Source organism: Sphingomonas phyllosphaerae 5.2 (assembly GCF_000419605.1).
Classification (GTDB): Bacteria; Pseudomonadota; Alphaproteobacteria; order Sphingomonadales; family Sphingomonadaceae; genus Sphingomonas; species Sphingomonas phyllosphaerae_B.
The window spans coordinates 2,210,665-2,231,164 of the sequence record NZ_ATTI01000001.1 but is presented as its reverse complement, the minus strand read 5'-3'; the positions used below and the strand labels follow the sequence as shown (position 1 = coordinate 2,231,164).

The following is a 20,500-nucleotide window of genomic DNA, read 5'->3' as shown; positions in this document are numbered from 1 at the left end:
CCGGTCGGCGGTGATGGCCGTCGCGTTCAGGCGGCGCCGATGGTCAGTGTGATGCGGTCGCCGGCGCGCGCGCGCACCCGCAGCCCGGCCTCCTCGGCTTTCAGGGCGACCGCGGTGGCGCCGCGGGTGGCGGCACGGACGCGGCGTCCCGCGGGCAGGCGTACGAGCACGTCGCCTCCGGTGGCGAAGGTCAGTTCGGCCTGCTCCAGCGCACCCGCGCGCCAGCGTTGATCGACGGTGACTGCGCCGCGTGCGCGCAGCCCGCGGACGCTGCCGTCCCGCCACGCCGGCGGCAGCGCCGGGAGCAGCGCGATCGCGCCGTCGTGGCTTTGCACCAGCATCTCGGCGATCGCGGCGGTGATCCCGAAATTGCCGTCGATCTGGAAGATCGGGCCTTTGTCGGAGGGGTGCGTGTCGAACAAGTTGTCGAGCGTGCTCGATTTGAAGAACGCGTCGATCGACCGCCCGGCGCGTGCCGCGTCGCCCATCCGCGCCCAGATGCACGTCGCCCAGGCACGGCTCCAGCCGGTCTGCGCGCCGCCATTATCTTCGCGGCGCTGCATCGACGTCGCCACCGCCCGCGCCCATTTCGGGGTGCGCCGCGGGGTGAATTCGTCGCCGGGATATAGCGGGTAGAGATGCGAGATGTGGCGGTGCCCCGGCTCGTTCTCCGCAAACTCCTGCGACCATTCGAGCAACTGACCGTGGCTGCCGATCCGGTATGGCTCCAGCCGCTCCACCAGCCCGCGCAGCTTCGCGGCGAACGCCGCGTCGGTCTTGAGCAGCCCCGCCGCCGCGATACAATTGGCGAACAGCTCGCGGGTCAGCGCGAGGTCCATCGTGCACCCGGCGCTGATCGACGCCTTCTTGCCGTCGGGCGCGAGGAACTCGTTTTCGGGCGAGATCGACGGCGCGGTGGTCAACCGCCCGTCGGCCGGGTTGGCGACCAGCCACGCCGCGCAGAATTCCGCCGCACCGCGCATCAGCGGCCATGCCCGCTCGCGCAGGAAGGCCAGGTCGCCGCCGAACGCATAATGCTGCCACAGGTGCTGCATCAGCCACGGTCCGCCCATCGGCCAGTTCGCCCACACCGGGGTCGCTTCGCCTTCGCCGACCGGGTTCGCCATCGCCCAGAGGTCGCTGTTATGATGCAGGCACCAGCCCGGCATCCCGTAATAGCCGCTGGCGACCGCCGCACCGCGCACCGCGACATGCTCCAGCCAGTCGAACAGCGCGGTGTGGCAATCGGCCAGGTTCGCGACCTCGGCCGGCCAATAGTTCATCTCGGTGTTGATGTTGGTCGTGTGGTTGCTGCTCCAGGGCGGGCGCACCTCGGCATTCCAGATCCCCTGCAGGTTCGCGGGCTGGGTGCCCGGGCGAGAGCTCGCGATCAGCAGGTAGCGGCCGAAGTGGAAGAGCAGCGCCGCCAGCCCCGGATCGCTCGCACGCTCGTTGCCGGCGCGCCGTTCCGCGGTGGTGCCGCTCGCGCCGGTCAGGCTGAGTTCGGCACGACGATAGAGCCGCTGGTGATCCGCGACATGCGCGGCACGCAACGCGGCGTGACGAACGGCCTTCGCCGCGGTCAACGCAGCCGCCGCCTTCGCCTCGATCGCGGCGATCGGCAGGTCGGGCGCCTGGTCGAAGCGCCGGAAGCCGGTGGCGGCGGCGATGCGGATCTCGACACTGCGCGCGCCGCGCACCGCGATCGTCGCGCCGGCGGCGGTGGCGCTTCCACCGTCGGTCGCGACATCGGCGACGGCCGCGAACATCATGCCCTTCCCCGCGGCATCGTCGAAGCGGACCGGATCGGCGACCTTCTGGTAATTGGGTGCGGCATAAGCGGGGGCCTTGCCGTGCAGCACGATCCGGTTCCCGGCCGCGCGGGCGGTGCCGCGCAGCAGCGTCGCGAGCGACAGGTCGGCGTCGATCGTCCCGCCTTCCGCGGTCAGCATTATCACGACAAGCTGCGCGGGGTGCGAGACGAACACCTCGCGCGTGAAACGGGTCTGCCCCGCGGCGTAGGAAACGCCGGCCACCGCCTCGTCCAGATCGAGCGTGCGGCGGTAGTCGCGCACCGCGCCGCCACCGTGAAGCGCGATCGTGAGGTCGCCGAGCGGGGCGTAGCTGTTCGAATATGGCCCCTGCATCCGCTTCGCGCGCTCGTCGGCAGCGTGGAAGTCACCGGCGAAGGTCGCCGCGCGCACGCCGGGCAGCGCCGCGCGCGCGTCCGGGCTGGCATCGGTGCCGGGATAGCCCGACCACAAGGTGTCCTCGTTCAGCGACACGATCTCACGGTCGGTTCCGCCGCGTACCATTGCGCCAAGCCGGCCGTTGCCGACCGGCAGCCCGTCGACCCAGCGTTCGGCAGGCGCATCGAACCAGAGCCGGTGCGCATCGCCGGATACGTTCGACTGCGCACGCAACGGCAGCGCCGCAAGCCCTCCCGCTGCCGCTGCGGCAGCACCGGCTCCAAGCACGCTTCGCCGGCTAAGCTCGGTCGACATCCCCGTCCTCCATTTGTTTATATGAAAACTATCCGGCGTATATGATAAATAGGCAAGCAGATTCGTAAGCGAACCTTGTGTGTTGAGCATCTTAACCGGATGCGAGGCGCCGCGCGCCACACTGGACGCGAGAAAGGTTGTTGCCTGAAGGTGAGCAACATCTCATATATGGAAGCAACGAATGATGGGGGAGTGATCGAATGCGAGCCGTGTCGTGCCGGGAGCCGTTCGCGCTCGAACTCGTCGATCGCCCCGCTCCCGTTGCCGCACCGGGCGAGGTGCTGGTGCGGATGCGCCGCGTCGGGCTGTGCGGCACCGATTACCATATCTTCGCGGGCAACCAGCCGTTCCTGTCCTATCCGCGCGTGATGGGACATGAACTCGCCGGCGAGATCGCGGCCGTGCCGGATGGATCGGCGCTGCGGGTCGGCCAGCGGGTGACGATCAACCCGTATCTGGCGTGCGGCACCTGCGTCGCATGCCGCAAGGGCAAGCCGAATTGCTGCACGCGAATCGCGGTGCTCGGCGTCCACGTCGACGGCGGGATGCAGGATGTGATCGCGGTGCCCGAGCGCGCGGTGATCGCCGCCGACGACCTCACCCTCGAACAGGCCGCAATGGTCGAGTTCCTCGCGATCGGCGCGCATGCCGTCGCGCGTGCCGCGCTTTCGGAGGGAGAGCGCGTGCTGGTCGCGGGTGCCGGTCCGATCGGTGTCGCTGTGGCGTTGTTCGCGCGGCTCGACGGCGCGGAGGTGACGATCATCGATACCCGCGCGACACGCCTCGACCATGCGCGCACCCGGCTCGGGTTCGACGACGTGATCACCGTCGACGACGGCATCCGCGATGCGCTGTCGGCACGAACCGGGGGCGACTTCTTCGATTGCGTGTTCGACGCGACGGGCAACATCCATGCGATGCGCGCCGGGCTGGGCTATGTCGCGAACGGCGGCCGTTACGTGCTGGTCAGCGTGGTACCCGACGACCTGATCTTCGCCGATCCCGAATTCCACCGCCGCGAGGCGACGCTGATCGCCAGCCGCAATGCACTATCCAGTGATTTCAACCGCGTACTGGCCGCGATCCGCGGCGGCGACATTCCCACGGACGCGCTGCATACCCATAGCGTCGACGCCGAGGAGCTGCCGGAACGCATGCCGCAGTTGATCGCGGCCGCGGACCATGTTCTGAAGGCGATCGTGACGTTCTGAAGACGCGCGGGCATGACGACCCGGCACCGGGTGATAGAGGATGACGGAAAATGGCGTGGCAAGGTTCCCCTCCGCTGGAGGATCGTCCGACCGCGCAGCAGGCGCATGAACACGGCGGCGCGGCGCGGTGGATACCGGCGCTCGTCATCACGACCTCGCTGTTCTTCTTGTGGGGGATGGCCAACAACCTGAACGACATCCTGATCGCGCAGTTCAAGAAGGCGTTCACGCTGTCGGACTTCGGCACCAGCTTCGTGCAGCAGGTCTTCTATTTCGGCTATTTCGCGTTCGCGATCCCGGCGTCGGTCGTGCTGCGGCGCTTCGGCTACAAGGCGGCGATCGTCACCGGCCTGCTGCTGTATGGCGCGGGTGCGTTGCTTTTCTACCCGGCCGCAGCGGTGAGCATGTACGAGCTGTTCCTCCTCGCGCTGTTCGTCATCGCGGCGGGGCTGGCGTTCCTGGAGACGTCGGCCAACCCGTTGATGACGGAGCTGGGCGATCCGCGAACCGCGACCCGGCGGCTGAACTGGGCACAGGCCGCCAACCCGCTGGGCGCGATCACCGGCATCCTGGTCGGGCGGAACTTCATCCTGTCGGGGATCGAACATGACGAGGCGACGCTGGCGGGGATGAACGCCGCCGCGCGCGAAGCCTTCTACCGCAACGAGGTGCAGGCGATCGCGACGCCCTATCTCGCGATCGCCGTCGTCGTGCTGCTGTTCGCGATCGCCGCGGCCTTCACCGCCTTTCCGCGCAACACCGCCGCGCGCGTCGACGAAGGCGCGATCGGCGGCGCGATCGGCGGTGCGGGCGGCGGCGCTGGCGGCAAGGAGCGGTTCGCCGACCTGCTGCGTCATCCGCGGCTGATCGGGGCGGTGATCGCGCAATTCTGCTATGTCGGCGCGCAGGTCGGGCTGTGGAGCTACACGATCCGCTATGCGCAGGGCGGGCTCGGCTGGACCGAGCGGCAGGGCGCGGACATGCTGTTCGTGTCGCTGGCGCTGTTCGCCGGCGGGCGCTTCGTCGGCACGACATTGATGACGTGGATCGCCCCGGCGCGGCTGCTGACGATCTTCGCGGCGATCTCGGCGGTGCTGGCGGCGACCGCGGCGCTCGTCGGCGGACATGTCGGGCTATATGCGCTGGTCGCGACCAGCTTCTTCATGTCGATCCAGTTCCCGACGATCTTCGCGCTGGGCGTCGAAACGCTCGGGTCGCTGCGCCGGCTGGGATCGTCGCTGATCATCATGGCGATCATCGGCGGCGCGGTGCTGACCGGGTTGATCGGGTTCGTCTCGGATCGTGCGGGGATCGCGGCGGCGATGCTGGTACCCGCGGCGTGCTTCGTGGTGGTGCTGGGCTATTCGCTCCGCGCCCGCGCCTGGAAGTAACGTGGTCACGCGCGCGCGCAAATCCGACGAGGAGGCGCCCGGTGCCGGCAAGGCCAAGCAGACCACCTATGCGGCGCCGGCGCTGGAGAAGGCGTTCGAGATCCTGGACTTGCTCTCGGCCTATCCGCAGGGCGCGCTGGTCACCGACATGGCCGCGGCGCTGGGGCGGTCGGTGGGCGAGCTGTTCCGGATCGTCGTCGTCATGGAGCAGATCGGCTATCTGCAGCGCTCCCCGGTCAACGACCGCTACACCGTGTCGTACAAGATCCTCGACCTAGCGTACCGCGCCACGCCCGCGCAAAATCTGACGCGTGCGGCGACGCCGGAAATGCAGCAGCTGGCGGCGGAAACCGACCAGTCGTGCCACTTCGTCGTGCCCAACGGCGCCTATGGGCTGGTGATCGCGCGCGAGGAAAACCCGGGCGTGCGGGGCTTTTCGCTACGGCTCGGCGCGGCGATCGACATGATCCGCAGCTGTTCGGGGCAAGTGCTGCTCGCCTTCTCGTCGGCGCAGCGGGTGAAGCGGATCGTCGCGCAGGCGGCGGCGGCGCAGGGCAAGCCGGTCGACACGGATTGGCTGGAGGAACGGCTGGCGATCGTGCGGCGCCAGGGGTTCGACCGGCGTCAAAGCCCGATCACGCATGGGGTTACCGACGTCAGCTACCCGGTGTTCGCGTTCAGCGGCGAGATCGTGGGCGCGCTGACCGTGCCGTATATGGAGATGATCGACGGATCGCAGCGCGTGAAGCTGGACGCGGTCGACGGGCTGTTGCAGGCCGCCGCGGCGCGCATCTCGCTGACCCTCGGCCATCATCCAGCCGCCTGATCGAACGAGGAGATCCCGCGATGATCCGCATCGACGCGCACCACCACCTGTGGCGGTACGATCCCGGCGACTTCGGGTGGATCGCCCCGGGCAGCACGATCGCGCGCGATTTCGACGGCGCCGATCTGGTCGCGGCGATGGCGACACGCGGCGTCGACGCGGCGATCGCGGTGCAGGCGCGGCAGGTGCCCGGCGAGACGCGCGCGCTGCTGGAGGCGGCGGCGCGCCACCCCGCGATCATCGGTGTCGTCGGATGGATCGACCTGCGCGCCACGGACATCGCCGCCCGACTGGACGCCGACGCGGCCCCGCTGCTGGTCGGGTATCGCCATATCGTGCAGGACGAGGCCGCCGCGGACTTTCTGCTCGGTGACGCGATGGTGCACGGGGTGCGGGCGGTGGTGGCGCGGAACCTGACGTACGATCTGCTCGTGGATCATCGGCAGCTGGCCACCGTGCCCGCCTTCCTCGACCGGGTCGGCGAAGGGCGCTTCGTGCTGGATCACGCCGCCAAGCCCGCCATCGCGACCGGCGGATGGCAGCCGTGGGCGGACCGGCTGGCCGCGGTTGCGGCAGCGCCGCACGTGATGTGCAAGGTGTCGGGGCTGGTCACCGAGGCAAACCACGCGAACTGGTCGGCCGACGATCTGGAGCGGTATCTCGACCACGTCTTCACCCTGTTCGGGGCCGGGCGGGTGATGTGGGGATCGGACTGGCCGGTGTGTCTGCTGGCCGCCGATTATGCGCGCGTGTTCGACGTGGTCGCCGATTATGTCGGACGGCATTGTCCACGCGACGAAGCGGCGATCTTCGGGGGCAATGCACGGCGCGCCTACCGGCTGAACGGAGCAGTCGGCGGCTGATCGCTCCGGGACAAGCCACCTTCGCCATGTGCGTGCCGAGCTGCTCTCCGTCGATGCGGTGATGCGATGCTCGACGCCGTGACCCGGTTCCCGGATCGAGCGGCCGCGCGCTGCCGCTCACGACGATCGCCAAGGTGCATCTGCTGCCGTGCGAGGAACCACTCGCCGCGCATCCGCCGCGTTGTCGTGGCTGCGATCCACCAATCCGGCGCGACAGGCGTACCGCTCGCTCGTGGCGACGACGTCGACGCGCCCGGCGTGCGGCCCCGCCGGCCTTGCCGACCTCCGCCATCGTCTGCCTTGCGCGGGTGACAGGCGTGCGGCGGTTGCCCGACCGCCTACTCCATCACCCGATGATCTCAGATGTCGAGCCGGGTAATTGCCGTCAACGTGCCGGAATCGCGCGATGTTCAAGTTCAGGCGCGCGCGTCCGTTACCGATCGCGATTGGCTGACGCGATATTTGCATCGGCGTCAAATATATACTCGATGATAAACAGATGGATAAGGGCAATCTGTTCAGATTGTAAATACAATCGATAATGAATTTGCAGTGATTACAAAGCTATCTCTCGTGGTGCCGCTGTAGTGATGTCCTCGGTCTAAACCATAATGTTTAGGAAGTGCGTAATCCGGCCCGCGTCAGGAGTCCCGTACCGGTAATCTGCAACCCGCTGATGTGCTGGATACCGATACGGAAGCGACGGCCATGACGGATCATCTCGCCATGTTGATGGCGTCGCTTGCGGCTCTCTCCGGTTCGCAGGCCCGTTCCAGTCACGCATCTGCGTACGCGACGGTGCTGATCTGCGCCACGCCGTACGACGGCATGTGCTTGGCGCTTGCCGGTGCATCGAAGCGCGCGGCCGCGACGCGGAAGTCATTACCACCGACGCGCGGCACGAACCCGGCCGGTCCATCGCCACGATCTCCTTCGTCGAGGAGCGGCGCTCCGTCGATCAAATCGCCGGCCATCCCGCGTGGATCGCGGCGGACGGCGGAACGGGCCGCGGCGAGACCCTGACCACCTTTGTCCTGGACATGCCGTTCAGTCGGGAAATGCTGGACGGATATGCCGATGCGCTCGTCCAGGGAACCGCTTTTCCGGACTGATCGCCCGCCCCGCATTCTGACGAAAACTTTCCGTTCAACAAGGGACTAACATGTCATGTGCCTCATCTGTGAATTCCGCGGCGAAGACCCCGTTCGTGAACATGGCGAAGGCGGCAGTCGCGAATTCGCCAACGCCGGAGAGGTCACGACGAACGCGGTTGCACCGGACAAGCCGTCGTGGACACTGGATCAGCAGGCACATTACCTGACGGACGGCTACTGGAACGAAATGGGACGACGTTCACGCCATTTCGACGTCCGCACCGGGGGCAGCATCAGCGTCAACATCACCGCCCTTCGCGCCGACAACCAGGGAACGGCACGCGCCGCGCTGGCAACATGGACCGCGGCGACGGGGCTTGCCTTCGCCGAGACCGGCGGCTGGGCGCAGATCGCTTTTTCGGAGGACAGGCCCGGCGCGAATGGCGGCGCGCTGCAGGTTTCGTGGAACGGTATTCACACGGCCGCGAGGGTCAATGTCGAAGCGAACTGGGGCAATGGCGGCTGGTACAAGATGAAGACCTATGTGCACGAGATCGGCCATGCGCTCGGCCTTGGTCACGCGGGCAATTACAATGGTACGGCCAATTTCGCCACGCAGAGCCGCTATCAGGAAGACAGCTGGAAACATTCCATCATGTCCTACATCAACCAGCTCCAGAACCCGTACACGCAGGCGAGTTGGGCCACGCCGGTGACGCCGATGATGGCCGACATCGTCGCCATCCACAAAATGTACGGCGTGCCAACGAATGTACGGACCGGGAACGACACCTATGGCGACGATCGCACCGTCACGGAGGCGGGCACAAACGGGGACCGCATGACGGCGTCCACGATCGTGGACAGCGGCGGCATCGACACCTTCAACTTCAGCAAACGCAGCGCCGGGCAGGTCATCGACCTGCGGGAAGGTGCCTTCTCCGATATCGACGGCGGCGTCGGAAACTTCGCGATCGCGCGCGGAACGGTGATCGAGAATGCGATCGCCGGCAGCGGTGCGGACCGGATCACCGGCAACGATGTCGCGAACCGGCTGGAGGGCAATGGCGGCGACGACACGTTGCTGGGGATGGGCGGCGACGACACGCTGGTCGGCGGGAGTGGCGCCGACATCCTCGATGGCGGCGCCGGCGTGGACCGCGCCATCTTCGAGGGCACGAGCACGCGTTACGAGATCGTCTACGACGCGGCCGCCGTAGCGGACGGCGTGCTGAAGATCCGCGACACGGCGACGGGAGCCATCGATACGCTGACCTCGATCGAGCAACTCGGCTTCGACGATGCCACGCTGGGCGTGGCGGCGGTACTGGCCAACCTGAAGGCGCGCTTCGGTGCGATCGCCGTTGGCAGCACGACCAGTCATACGGTGGCACTCTCGCCCGTCGCCGCCGACGTCTACGTCGCGCCAACGGTGCCGGTGACGCCGACGGTGCCGGTCACGCCAACGGTACCGGTCGCGCCGACGGTACCGGTGACGCCGACGGTGCCGGTCACGCCAACGGTGCCCGTTGAGCCGACGGTGCCGATTGAGCCGACGGTACCGGTCACGCCGACGGTGCCGGTCACTCCAACGGTGCCGGTCACTCCAACGGTGCCGGTCACGCCCACGGTACCCGTCGAGCCGACGGTACCGGTCACGCCGACGGTGCCGGTCACTCCAACGGTACCGGTCGCGCCGACGGTGCCGGTCGCGCCGACGGTACCGGTCGCGCCGACGGTACCGGTGACGCCGACGGTCCCGGTGACGCCGACGGTGCCGGTCGCGCCGACGGTGCCGGTGACGCCACCGACGGTACCGGTCACGCCCACGGTACCCGTCGAGCCGACGGTACCGGTCACGCCGACGGTGCCGGTCACGCCCACAGTGCCGGTGACGCCGACGGTGCCGGTCACGCCCACGGTGCCGGTGACGCCGACGGTACCGGTCGCGCCGACGGTGCCGGTCACGCCCACAGTGCCGGTGACGCCCACGGTGCCGGTGACGCCGACGGTACCGGTCGCGCCGACGGTGCCGGTCACGCCGACGGTGCCGGTCACGCCGACGGTGCCGGTCACGCCGATGGTGCCGGTCACTCCAACGGTGCCCGTTGAGCCAACGGTGCCGGTGACGCCGACGGTGCCGGTTGAGCCGACGGTGCCGGTCACTCCAACGATACCCGTCGGGCCGACGATACCGGTCGAGCCGACGGTGCCGGTCGAGCCGACGGTGCCGGTGACGCCGACGGTGCCGGTTGAGCCGACGGTGCCGGTCGAGCCGACGGTACCCGTCACGCCCACGGTACCGGTCACGCCCACGGTACCGGCGCCGTCGAAATACGACATCGACGGCGCGTTCACCGCGACCGCCACGGCGCGGTTCGACAACCTCGACGCTGGCCCGTTCCAGCGCATCTTCGATTTCGGCAACGGCAAGGCGTCCGACAACATCTGGCTGGGCCAGATCGGCACGTCGAGGGACATGGGGTTCGGCATCCGCATCGGCTCGGCGGGGTCCAAGCTGGTCGCCAGGGACGCGATCGTCGAGGGCGAACAGGCGACGTGGACCGTCAGCGTCGACGGCGCGGGGATGATGGTGATCTTCAAGAACGGCACGTTTCTCGCCAGGCTCGAGGGCGTTGTGCCCGGCGACGTTGCGGGGCTGGAAGAGCGCGTCGGCAGCCTGCCGTGGACGAACGACCGGCCGCTGGTCAGCGAGGTCTCCGACCTTTACGTCCACAGCGGTGCACCGCCGCGCGACATCGATGGCGCATTCGTCGCGACCGCAAAGGTGACGTTCGACGATCTGGCGGGTGGTCACTCCCGGCGGATCCTCGACACCGGCAACGGCGAGCAATCGGACACCGTCTGGCCTGGACAGGTCGGGTCCGGCGACGACATGGGCTTCGAGGTCGTGGCGGGTGGCATCACGCACCGTGGCGTCGCGAAGGACGCGATCGTGCAGGGCGAGCAGGCGACCTGGACCGCCAGCATCGCCGACGACGGCATGATGCGCATCTTCGAGGACGGCCATCCGGTCGGCGAGGGGCAGGGCGGCGTCCCGCGCGACGTGGATCGCGCCAGGGCATATATCGGCCAGTCCAGCGGGGCGCACGCCACGCCGCTGGTCGGCACGATCAGCGACGTCTCGATCACGACGCCGCAACCGGCGACTCCCGAGATCGACGGCGCGTTCGGCGTCTTCGCCGAGGCACGCTTCGACGATCTGGACGGCGGCCGCTATCAGCCCGTCTTCGGCACCGGGCGCGGGCCGGATGCGGACATCGGCTGGCCGGGGCCACGCGGGCAGGGCGGCGACATGGCGTTCGGGATCATCGACGGCGGCGTCCAGCACCGCATCGTCGCCGGGGACTCGATCTTCGAGGGCGAGACCGCCGACCGGGCGGCGAGCGTCGCTGGAGAGGGCTGGATGAAGCTCTTCAAGGACGATGACTTGCTGGCCGACGGACGCGGCGCGGCCCTGCGCGATGTCGATCGTCCGCTCGATCACGTCGGCGCATCCAGCTACGCCTTCGATACGCCGCTGCATGGCATCGCCAGCGATCCGATGTTCTTCGTCTGAGCGAGCGTGCGGGAGCGGCAGCCCCCGCTCCCCGCCGTTTCATACGAGGCGGCAGCCGCCACAGGAGGCGATCCTTGTAGACGATCCCGCCACGACGCGACCGGAATCAGAAGGGTCTGCATCGCCGGCGGGGTCGGCTTCGCCTGCGCGCGATCCGCTACGCCGGTCCGTGGCCCATCACCGCTTTCCCCTAAACGACGGCGCTGCCCGCGCGACCATGCCGTTAACGCTAACGTCGCTTTGATGACGAGCACCGCATCTCATGTTAGCTCTGCGCCATGAGCGAGCGTGCGAAAAACAGCCCGAAACGCAAGTCGGCAGCGTCCGGCCCCGCGTCTGGTCAGACTGCGAGCGGTACGGGCAAGCTGTATCGGATCGTCATCGACACCCTCCAGCAGGAGATAGCGGAAGGGGTCTTCCCTGCCGGAAGCCGCCTTCCGCCCGAGCGTGTGCTGGTGGAGCGTTTCTCGGTAAGTCGTCTGACGATTCGAGAGGCCCTGATCGGGATGGAGATCCTCGGGCTGGTCGAGGCCCGGCAAGGTTCCGGCTTTTACGTGATCGGAGCGACGGCGCTGCCGCAATCGCAGCCGAACGCGCTGGATATCGGCGCGTTCGAGCTCACCGAGGCGCGGCGCATCATCGAGGTTCAGGCGGCGGCGCTGGCCGCGTTGGCGGCTACCGATGAGCAGATCGCCGAGATGGACCGGATACTTCAGGCAATGGAACTGGAAAATCACGAGCCACGACAAAACGACTGGGCCGCCGATCGGCGGTTTCACATGGAAATCGCCCGTGCCACCCAGAATGATGCGATAGTATTGATGATCGAGATGTTGTGGGACATCCGCACGCGTTCGCCATTGTGCAACGCAATGTTGCAACGAATCACTGCCGCCGGGGGTACGCCGCGCATGACGGACCATCGCCTGATTTTAGATGGTATCAAGGCGCGTAATCCCGTCGCCGCACGCGACGCCATGTTGGGGCACCTCGACCGTGTCCTGAATGACCTTCTCGTCTTCACGGAAAACGATGCGATCGAGAAATTGGCCGCCGCCAATGCCCAGAAGCGCGCCGCTGCAAATAGAAGGCTAGTGGTCTGATAACGCTATCACTTAGGGGTTCTAGTGATCTGATAATGCAAGATTGACATGTCAGACCTCTCACGTATATGTCCTACAAAAGCAGGGAAAAACCTGCGTTTGTGGGAGGATGTCGATGATCGGTCTTGGTTCGGTGGTGGCGCGTACGTTGAAAGCGGCGCTCTACGTGGGCGTGGCGGCATGGCCCATGAATGTGCTGGCCCAGGCGGCTCCGGTGGCCCCGCAGGCCGAGCCGGGCGTCGCGCCGGGCGCCGATGCCGCGGAGCCCGCCGACATCGTCGTGACCGGGTTCAGGCGCTCCCTGCAGCTCGCCAACGAGCAGAAGCGCAACGCCGATGTCGTCAGCGACGGCATCTCCGCCGAGGATATCGGCAAGTTCCCCGACCAGAACCTCGCAGAATCGCTGCAGCGGATTACCGGTGTCCAGATCACCCGCAGCCGCGGCGAAGGGTCGTCGGTCAGCATTCGCGGGCTCGCGCCCGATTTCGCGCGAACCCAGTATAACGGTCGCACGCTGGGCAGCGGCGGCAGCCGATCGTTCGATTTCACCTCGTTGTCGGCCGAATTTGTCAGCGCAGTGGAGGTTGCGAAGTCACCGACCGCCGACATGATCGAGGGCGGCCTGGCCGGCACGATCAACGTCCGGACCGCGCGTCCACTCGATATCGGCAAGAGCAGCTTCAATGGCACCGTCGAGGGTGTGTACGAGGATAACCCCGACAAGCTGTCGCCGCGCGTCGCCGGGCTGGCGAACTACGCGAACGCGTCGAAGACCTTCGGCATCAATGTCGGCGTCGCTTACGAGCAACGCAAATACCTGGCAGTCTCGTACGAGGGTTATGGTGCCGAAACCGGCGTCGAGGCCCGGCGCAATCCCCCGATCGACTATAATCGCGACGGCGATTTCGGTGACACGTATACGTTCAACCACGCGCAGGCCTATCAGGCGTTTCCGGGAACCCGCAAGCGCTTGTCGATCGTCGGCGCCTTGCAATATAAGCCGGCCGACAACATCAACGTCTTCGCCGACTATTTCCATTCGGACTTTCGCGACACCGGTCGCTGGTACGAGAATGCGACGCGCTTCACCAATATCGCGCCGGCGCTGCCGGGTCAGCCTTATGGTGTTACCGCCAGCACGATCGACACCAGCCTGGTGCCGCAACTCCTCTCGGGGTCGCAGGGCTTCGTGACGTCGATGACCGCCACCGGTCTCGATCATCGTGCCTCCACCTTTTCGCAGGACAGTCGCAAGATCCTGAATTCCTATGCCGCGGGCTTCGATATCACCGACGGCGCCATGAAGGTCAGCGGGCAGGCAAGCTATTTCAATTCGACGACCAACAGCCTCAACAATGGCTTCGCGACGATATCCCGCGGTGTCGGCACGATCACCCATCCGGACGGATTGGGTAGCCCACCCAAGGTCACCTATGGTGCCGGCTATGATCCCCTGGACCCGTCCACCTTCTTCCTTCTGTCGCAGGATTTCTTCGGTGGCCGCAATTCGGATCGGAACTACGAAGGGCGTCTCGACGCCGAGTACACCTTCGACGCCGGCTTCCTGAAGTCGCTGAAGGCGGGGCTCTATTACGGTGATCGTCGCAACACTGCGGTCGACACCCGCTCCAGCGCCAACGCCGCGACGCTGGCGCGCCTGTCGGGTGGCAAGCTGGTCTTCGCTCCCAATGTCGAGGGGGCGAGCGGTGCGGTACGCGCAACGAACATCCTGAAGCCGATCTCCTTCGACACCAAGATCCCTTATTACCCCGCGAGCTATCTCGTCACCGATCTCGATGCCTATTACGGCATCATCCCCTATTCGACCGTCATCGGCGCCGTGCCGCCGCAGGACGTCTCGGGTAGCGGCTACGACGTCGGCGAGCGCACCATGGCGGTCTACGCACAGGCCGGCTTCGGGTCGACCGACGGCCGATTGGGTGGCAATTTCGGTGTCCGCTATGTCGATACGCAAACCGTGTCGAGCGGGTTGGTGCCCGATCTCAACGGCTTGATCATCGAACCGGGCGGTGTGTTCACAACCGTTCCGACGGGCGTGCCGACGCAGGTGAAGGGTGATTACCGCTATCTCCTGCCCAGCTTCAACGTGAAGTATGAAGTGGCCAGCGACGTGGTGGTGCGCGGCGCACTGGCGCGCGTTCTCGGTCGCCCCGGTCTCGGCAGCCTGTCGGCGGGTACCGGCGTGAATGCGAACGTCCGCAGCATCAATTCGGGAAATCCGGCGCTGGCCCCGTATCTTTCCGACCAGGCGGATCTGTCGCTGGAATATTATCTGCCCAAGCAGGGGCTGCTATCGGCGGCAATCTTCTACAAGCATCTGACCAATTACATCATCAACGGGCAGGTCACGCAGACGCTGACGGCGCAACTTCGTGGCGGCGGCACGCAGACGCTGGAGTTCCGCCGCAACCAGCCGCTCAATCTGGAGTCCGCCAACATCAAGGGCGCGGAGCTGGCCGCGCAGCTACCGCTGTCGTATCTCGGCGGAGCCTTCGATGGCTTTGGCGTGTTCGGCAGCTTCACCTATATCGATGCACCGCAGATCCCGCAGTTCCAGGGCGGCCCCAGCGCTCCGTTGAACGGTGTATCCAAGTACAATTACAATGCCGGCGGCTATTTCGAAAAATACGGCATCGGCATACGGGGTAATTACACCTATCGCAGCACCTTCTCGTCAGGCGACGCGAACTATTTCGGCGATGGTACCTTCGTCCCGGCCTATGGTCAGATCGACGCATCCGTAAGCTACCAGCTTACGCCGGCGATCTCGTTGAGCGCCGACGTGACCAACCTGCTCGATGCGTTGCAGAAGACCGAGAATGGTTTCGGATTGACCCGTATCAATTCGCAGATCGGTCGTCGTATCACCGCCGGGGTGCACTTTCGATTTTGAACGGTCGATCCCCCTCCGGCCGGCCGGAGGGGGATCGGGTACAACGAACGACAGGAGACAGCGATGACCATGAACCGCCGCGATGCACTTTCCACGATCGGATTGGCGGGAGGGCTGGCGGGCATCGGCGCCGGCGTGCCCGGGGCGGCGATGGCACAGGGTGCGGCGATGGCACAGGGCGCGGCGGCGTCGCGTCCGTTCACGCCGGATTGGCCGTCGCTCGTCGCCGGCTATCGCGCGCCCGACTGGTTCCGCGACGCGAAGTTCGGGATGTGGGCGCATTGGAGCGCACAATGCGTGCCCGAGGAGGGCGACTGGTACGCGCGGGACATGTACCTGCAGGGCTCACGGGCGTATAAGGCACATGTCGCCAAATACGGCCACCCCGCCGACGTCGGCTTCATCGAGATCGTCGGCAAGTGGAAGGGCGAGCGCTGGGACCCGGCGCGGCTGCTCGACCTCTACAAGCGAGCCGGCGCCAGGTATTTCGTGGCGCTGGCCAATCACCACGACAATGTCGATACCTACGCGTCGAGCCACCACCCGTGGAACACCACGCGGATCGGGCCGAAGAAGGACATCATCGGCATCTGGGAGAAGCTGGCGCGTGAGCGGGGGCTGCGCTTCGGCGTGTCGAACCACAGCGCGCACGCGTGGCACTGGTATCAGACCGCTTACGGCTATGATCCCGAAGGGCCGCGTGCCGGCGAGCGTTACGACGCCTATCGCCTGACCGCCGCGGATGGCCGCGGCAAGGCGTGGCAGGGGCTGGACCCGCAGACGCTCTACACCGGCCGCACAATCCCGTTGCCCGACGGCATCCGGACGATCGCCGAAGCCAATGCCGTCCATGAGCGCTCCGATCGCATCTGGACCGAATGGGCGGCGCCGGAGGCGGCGGCGTTCGTCCGCAACTGGGCGCTGCGGTGTCGCGAGCTGGTCGAGAAGTATCGCCCGGATCTCATCTATCTCGACAATTTCGACCTGCCGTTCAACGAAGTCGGGCTGGAGATGGCGGCGCATTACTACAATGCCAATCGCGCGTGGAACGGCGGCAAGCTCGAAGCGGTGCTGAACGTTAAGATGGTGCCGGCGGAGAAGCGCCTCGGGCTGGTCGAGGATGTCGAGCGCGGGGGCAAGTCGCACATCGAGACCTATCCGTGGCAGACCGATACCTGCCTCGGCAACTGGCATTACGATCGTGCCCTGTACGACCGCGATGGCTACAAGAGCGCCGCCACGGTCATCCACACGCTCTGCGACGTCGTGTCGAAGAACGGCAATCTGCTGCTCAGCGTGCCCGTGCGCGGTGACGGATCGATCGACGAGAAGGAGGAGCGGATCGTCGAGGACATCGCCGCCTGGATGGGCCGCTATGGCAGTGCGATCTACGGCAGCCGTCCGTGGCGGCTGCACGGGGAGGGGCCGACCCGTCCGGCCTCCGGCATGTTCGCGGAGGGCGGACCGGTGTCGCCCTACAATGCGCGCGACATCCGCTATGTCCGCAAGGGTGCGGCGGTGCACGCCCTGGTGCTGGGCTGGCCGGACGACGGCATCGTGCGCCTGTCGCTGCTCGGGAGCGGTACGCCGATCGGGCGCGGCGACGTGCGCCGCGTGACCTTGCCGGGCGACAATGCGCCGCTCCGCTTCCGGCGGACCGCGGATGCGCTGGAGGTCGACGTGCCGGCGGCGCGACGCAACCCGATCGGCCTTGCGCTGGTGATCGAGGGGAATGGACTCACCGCGGGCAGTCTGGGCGAACCCGGCTGAACCGCCAGGGCATGAACGTCGTGAGCCGGCACGGTCTGCGGGCCGTGCCGGCCACGTGCGCTGTCGTGGCCGAGGACCGGCGCCTTATCCGGCCGGCGCGATGCCCCCCGATTCGAAACGCCAACTCCTCCTAAAACCGTCCACGCACGCCGACACGGAAGAAGCGGCCGAGCGTGTCGTAGAGCGCCGGGTTCACGTCGAGCCCGGTGTTGGTCTGCGGAGACGGTTCCGGGTCGTGGTCGAAGACGTTGTCGACCTTCACGAACATGCTCACCTGCCTGGTGACGTTCACCGTCGCGCCGATGTCGAAGTAGAACGCACCCTTCATCCGGTTGAAGTCGATCGTCGGATTGTCGTTGGTGGAGCGCGGGCAGGTGCCGGGTGCGCAGACCACATATTGGTTGCCGTACACGCCGTCGCTGAACCAGCGCTCCTGCAGCAGCAGGCTGAAACTGTCGTTTTCGAACGTCTGCATCGCCAGCCACTTCCAGCTTGGCGTCGCGCCGCTGTTCGCGCCTGCGGAGTCGACCGGCTTCACCCCGGTCAGCCCGGAGTCCGTGACGAATTCGATGACATGCGTCCCCAGTCCGCGCAGCGTGACATTGCCGTCCAGCCCCAGCGGGCGCTTCCACTGATAGCTCGCCTCGATGTCGAAGCCGCGCGTCTGGATCGACGCGAGGTTGAATGCCTGCACGTTGACGAAGTTCGGTCCGGCGGCGTTCTGCAGGTTGAAGGCGCCGCACGTGTCGGTATTGCCCTCGAAGCACAGGTTCACGATCTGCTGCGCCGACAGTGACGAGACGACGTCGTCGACCTTGATGTCGTAATAGTCGAACGACAGGCTCAGCCCCGGCAACCACGACGGTTGCGCCAGTACCGCGCCCAGTTCGGTGCTGCGCGCGATTTCCGGACGCAGGCCGGTGTTGCCGATCGTGTTCTGGATGATCAGCACCTGCGTCTTGTTGAACGGATCGGTGAAGTTCGGGACCGTGGTCGTCGTCGGCGCCGCGAACAGCTCCGACAGGTTCGGCGCACGCACGTCGCGCGACGTGACCGCGCGCAGGCGGAAGCCGCTGAGCGGCGTGTCCCACGTGCCGCCGACCTTCCAGGCATAGACCACGCCCGAGGTGGAGTAACGCGTCGCGCGCCCGGCGCCGTTCACGTTGGCGCGCCCCAACGTGTCGGAATCCAGCAGCGGCAGATTGAGCTCAACGAAGCTCTCGACCACGTTATACTTGCCCGACCCGTTCTTGTAATTGCCGGCATACCAATTGTTGCCTGCGGGCAGCAGCGCGGCGTCGGCCGGGTAGGTCGCCGAGCTGGGGCTCAGGTCCGAGATGCCGGCACCGTACGGATCGGCGCGGACGCGATACGCCTCCTGCCGCCACTCGATACCTGCGGCGATCGCCAGCGGCCCGGCCCACAGGTCGATCGGCGTGCCGGAGATGCTGGCCGCCGCCGCATCCTGCGTCTGGCGCGTATGCTGGAACGGGCCATTCTCCGGCACGATGTACGACAGCGCGGCGGCGGACGGGCGGAAGTTGCCGAAGATGTTGATCGGCTGGCATCCGTTGGCGCGCGCGGCCGCATCGGCGCAGACGATCTCGCCGTTCAGCCGCACGGCGTTGATCGCCTGATTGTAGCGGCCGTTCAGGCTGATGTTGTCGACATTGATGTCGGTGACGTTGATGCCGTGCTCGTAATACAGGTCGTACGTCCAGCTATCGCCGAAGATCTCGGCCTTGCCCTTCAGGCCACCGACGAAGCGATACTGGCGACGATCGGTGTTGACCTTGATGTTGGGAAGGATGGCGTTGCTCAGGCCATAGCGGAATTGCGTGATGCCCGCGCCCGCGCACTGGCTCTGCACCGACAGCGGCAGGAACGGATTGACGCACTGGATGACCAGATTGTCCTTGGACGCGCCCGGGTTCGGCTGGTTGTTGGTCTTTACCTGCGCGATGTTGGCGGTCAGGTACAATTCGGTATCCGGTGCGATGTCGTAGCCGATCCGCGTATAGCCGTTGATCCGCTCCAGCCCCGATTGCAGCGACGTGCCAGATCCGACATGCCCCGACTGGTCGCCGCCGACGCAAAAACCTACATAGCAGCCCGTGACGTCGCCGTTGGCATTTTTCGCGGGAACGCCGTTCGAACCATAGTTGAACGCGAACGGCCGTCCCTCGCCGTCGAAGGCGATCCCTTGCAGCGGTCCGTTATTGATCAGGCCGTACTTCGTATATTTGTAAGCCTGCCCGTGGTCGCGGACCAGGAACTGCGGGTTGGTGCTGTCGCGCACGCCGGTGTCGACGAAGGTCGTCGCACGATACCAGTCGCGCCCACTCGCCAGCGTCTCGCCGAAATTGCCCGGGCCGACGCCCTGATCCTTGGCATATTCGCCGCTGAGCACAATGTGCAGCCGGTCGCCCGCGAAGCTTTTGCCGAGCGCCGCCTGCACCAGCGCCTGTCCGCCGTCGCCATAGCTGGAGACGCCGGTCTGCGCGTTGAACTTGGCGCCTTGAAAACGCGTGTCGGTGATGAAGTTGATGACGCCGCCGACCGCGTCAGAACCATAGGACGCCGAGGCGCCGCCGGTGACGATGTCGACGCGCTTGATCAGCAATTGCGGGAACTGGCTGATGTCGGGCACGCCGGTCACGTTCGCGCCGACCACGCGCTGGCCATCAAGCAGGGTCAGCGTGCGGATCGTGCCGAGGCCGCGCAGCGAGAAGGAACTCAACCCCTGCGCGCCGCTGGAGGTGCTGAACGTACCGGTCGCCGCGCCGGTCGAGCCCTGTAGCGACGGGAGCTGCGCGACGGTGGTGAAGATGTTGGGCTGCGCGTTCTGCTGGATCTGCGCCTCGCCGATCACGGTGGTGGGCGTCGGCGCGTTGAAGCCACTGGCGGTGATGCGCGTGCCGGTGACGACGATGTCGGAGGCGGCGACGGGCGCGTCCTCTTGCGCGGCTGGCGTCGTCGCGGTGAGCGCGGTGTCCGGCGTCGCCGGTGCGGCCGAGCGCGTCGACTCCGGCAGCGCGCCCGCTTGTTGGGCCGCAGCAGGGGTCGCGAGCAGCATCAGCGCGAGCGCCGCCGTGCTGGTAGCGTTACCAAATTTCTCCGATTGACGTGCCTTGCCCATGTTCCCGTCCCTGCGCAGATGCGGGTGCCGTCGCCATGCGCGGACACCCTTTTCGTCCGGCATGTTGTACCCGAGGCGGCCGGACCGGGCATCTACGACCAAAGT

Annotated in this window: 11 protein-coding genes; 9 read left to right on the top strand and 2 right to left on the bottom strand. The window is 66.6% G+C overall.

The annotated features are described in order from the left end of the window. Nucleotides 1-26: 26 nt before the first annotated feature. Nucleotides 27-2,504 carry a glycosyl hydrolase family 95 catalytic domain-containing protein gene (locus SPHPHY_RS19925; protein ID WP_022686627.1) on the bottom strand — a complete coding sequence of 826 codons (2,478 nt, stop codon included), beginning with the start codon at nucleotides 2,502-2,504 and terminating at the stop codon, nucleotides 27-29. Between the two features lie 200 nt (nucleotides 2,505-2,704). Here SPHPHY_RS19925 and SPHPHY_RS0110425 point away from each other — a divergent pair, with 200 nt between their 5' ends. The 9 genes from SPHPHY_RS0110425 (at nucleotide 2,705) to SPHPHY_RS19905 (ending at nucleotide 17,256) form a co-directional block, all read left to right on the top strand. Next, on the top strand, nucleotides 2,705-3,715 hold the full coding sequence (locus SPHPHY_RS0110425) for a zinc-binding alcohol dehydrogenase family protein (RefSeq protein ID WP_022686626.1): 1,011 nt from the start codon (nucleotides 2,705-2,707) through the stop codon (nucleotides 3,713-3,715). Nucleotides 3,716-3,765: 50 nt separating this feature from the next. Next, on the top strand, nucleotides 3,766-5,106 hold the full coding sequence (gene fucP, locus SPHPHY_RS0110420) for an L-fucose:H+ symporter permease (protein ID WP_022686625.1): 1,341 nt from the start codon (nucleotides 3,766-3,768) through the stop codon (nucleotides 5,104-5,106). Nucleotide 5,107: 1 nt separating this feature from the next. Continuing rightward, nucleotides 5,108-5,932: an IclR family transcriptional regulator gene (locus SPHPHY_RS19920; RefSeq protein ID WP_022686624.1), complete on the top strand. Its 825-nt coding sequence runs from the start codon at nucleotides 5,108-5,110 to the stop codon at nucleotides 5,930-5,932. A 20-nt stretch (nucleotides 5,933-5,952) separates the two neighbouring features. Further along, nucleotides 5,953-6,795, top strand: coding sequence for an amidohydrolase family protein (locus tag SPHPHY_RS0110410; protein ID WP_022686623.1), 843 nt, complete (start codon nucleotides 5,953-5,955; stop codon nucleotides 6,793-6,795). Nucleotides 6,796-7,625: 830 nt separating this feature from the next. Further along, nucleotides 7,626-7,907, top strand: coding sequence for a hypothetical protein (locus SPHPHY_RS21990; protein ID WP_156025084.1), 282 nt, complete (start codon nucleotides 7,626-7,628; stop codon nucleotides 7,905-7,907). 55 nt (nucleotides 7,908-7,962) lie between these two features. Continuing rightward, a complete protein-coding gene (locus SPHPHY_RS22650) occupies nucleotides 7,963-11,469 on the top strand; it encodes a M10 family metallopeptidase C-terminal domain-containing protein (RefSeq protein ID WP_081645290.1) in 3,507 nt (1,168 codons plus the stop codon). A 278-nt stretch (nucleotides 11,470-11,747) separates the two neighbouring features. Then, on the top strand, nucleotides 11,748-12,572 hold the full coding sequence (locus tag SPHPHY_RS0110390; protein ID WP_022686621.1) for a FadR/GntR family transcriptional regulator: 825 nt from the start codon (nucleotides 11,748-11,750) through the stop codon (nucleotides 12,570-12,572). A 115-nt stretch (nucleotides 12,573-12,687) separates the two neighbouring features. After that, nucleotides 12,688-15,486, top strand: a complete 2,799-nt coding sequence (locus SPHPHY_RS0110385; protein WP_196802158.1) for a TonB-dependent receptor — start codon at nucleotides 12,688-12,690, stop codon at nucleotides 15,484-15,486. Between the two features lie 69 nt (nucleotides 15,487-15,555). Then, on the top strand, nucleotides 15,556-17,256 hold the full coding sequence (locus SPHPHY_RS19905) for an alpha-L-fucosidase (RefSeq protein WP_419554972.1): 1,701 nt from the start codon (nucleotides 15,556-15,558) through the stop codon (nucleotides 17,254-17,256). Nucleotides 17,257-17,386: 130 nt separating this feature from the next. Here the strand turns inward: SPHPHY_RS19905 and SPHPHY_RS0110375 are convergent, their stop codons facing one another. Next, nucleotides 17,387-20,395: a TonB-dependent receptor plug domain-containing protein gene (locus SPHPHY_RS0110375; RefSeq protein WP_022686618.1), complete on the bottom strand. Its 3,009-nt coding sequence runs from the start codon at nucleotides 20,393-20,395 to the stop codon at nucleotides 17,387-17,389. Between the last annotated feature and the right edge of the window lie 105 nt (nucleotides 20,396-20,500).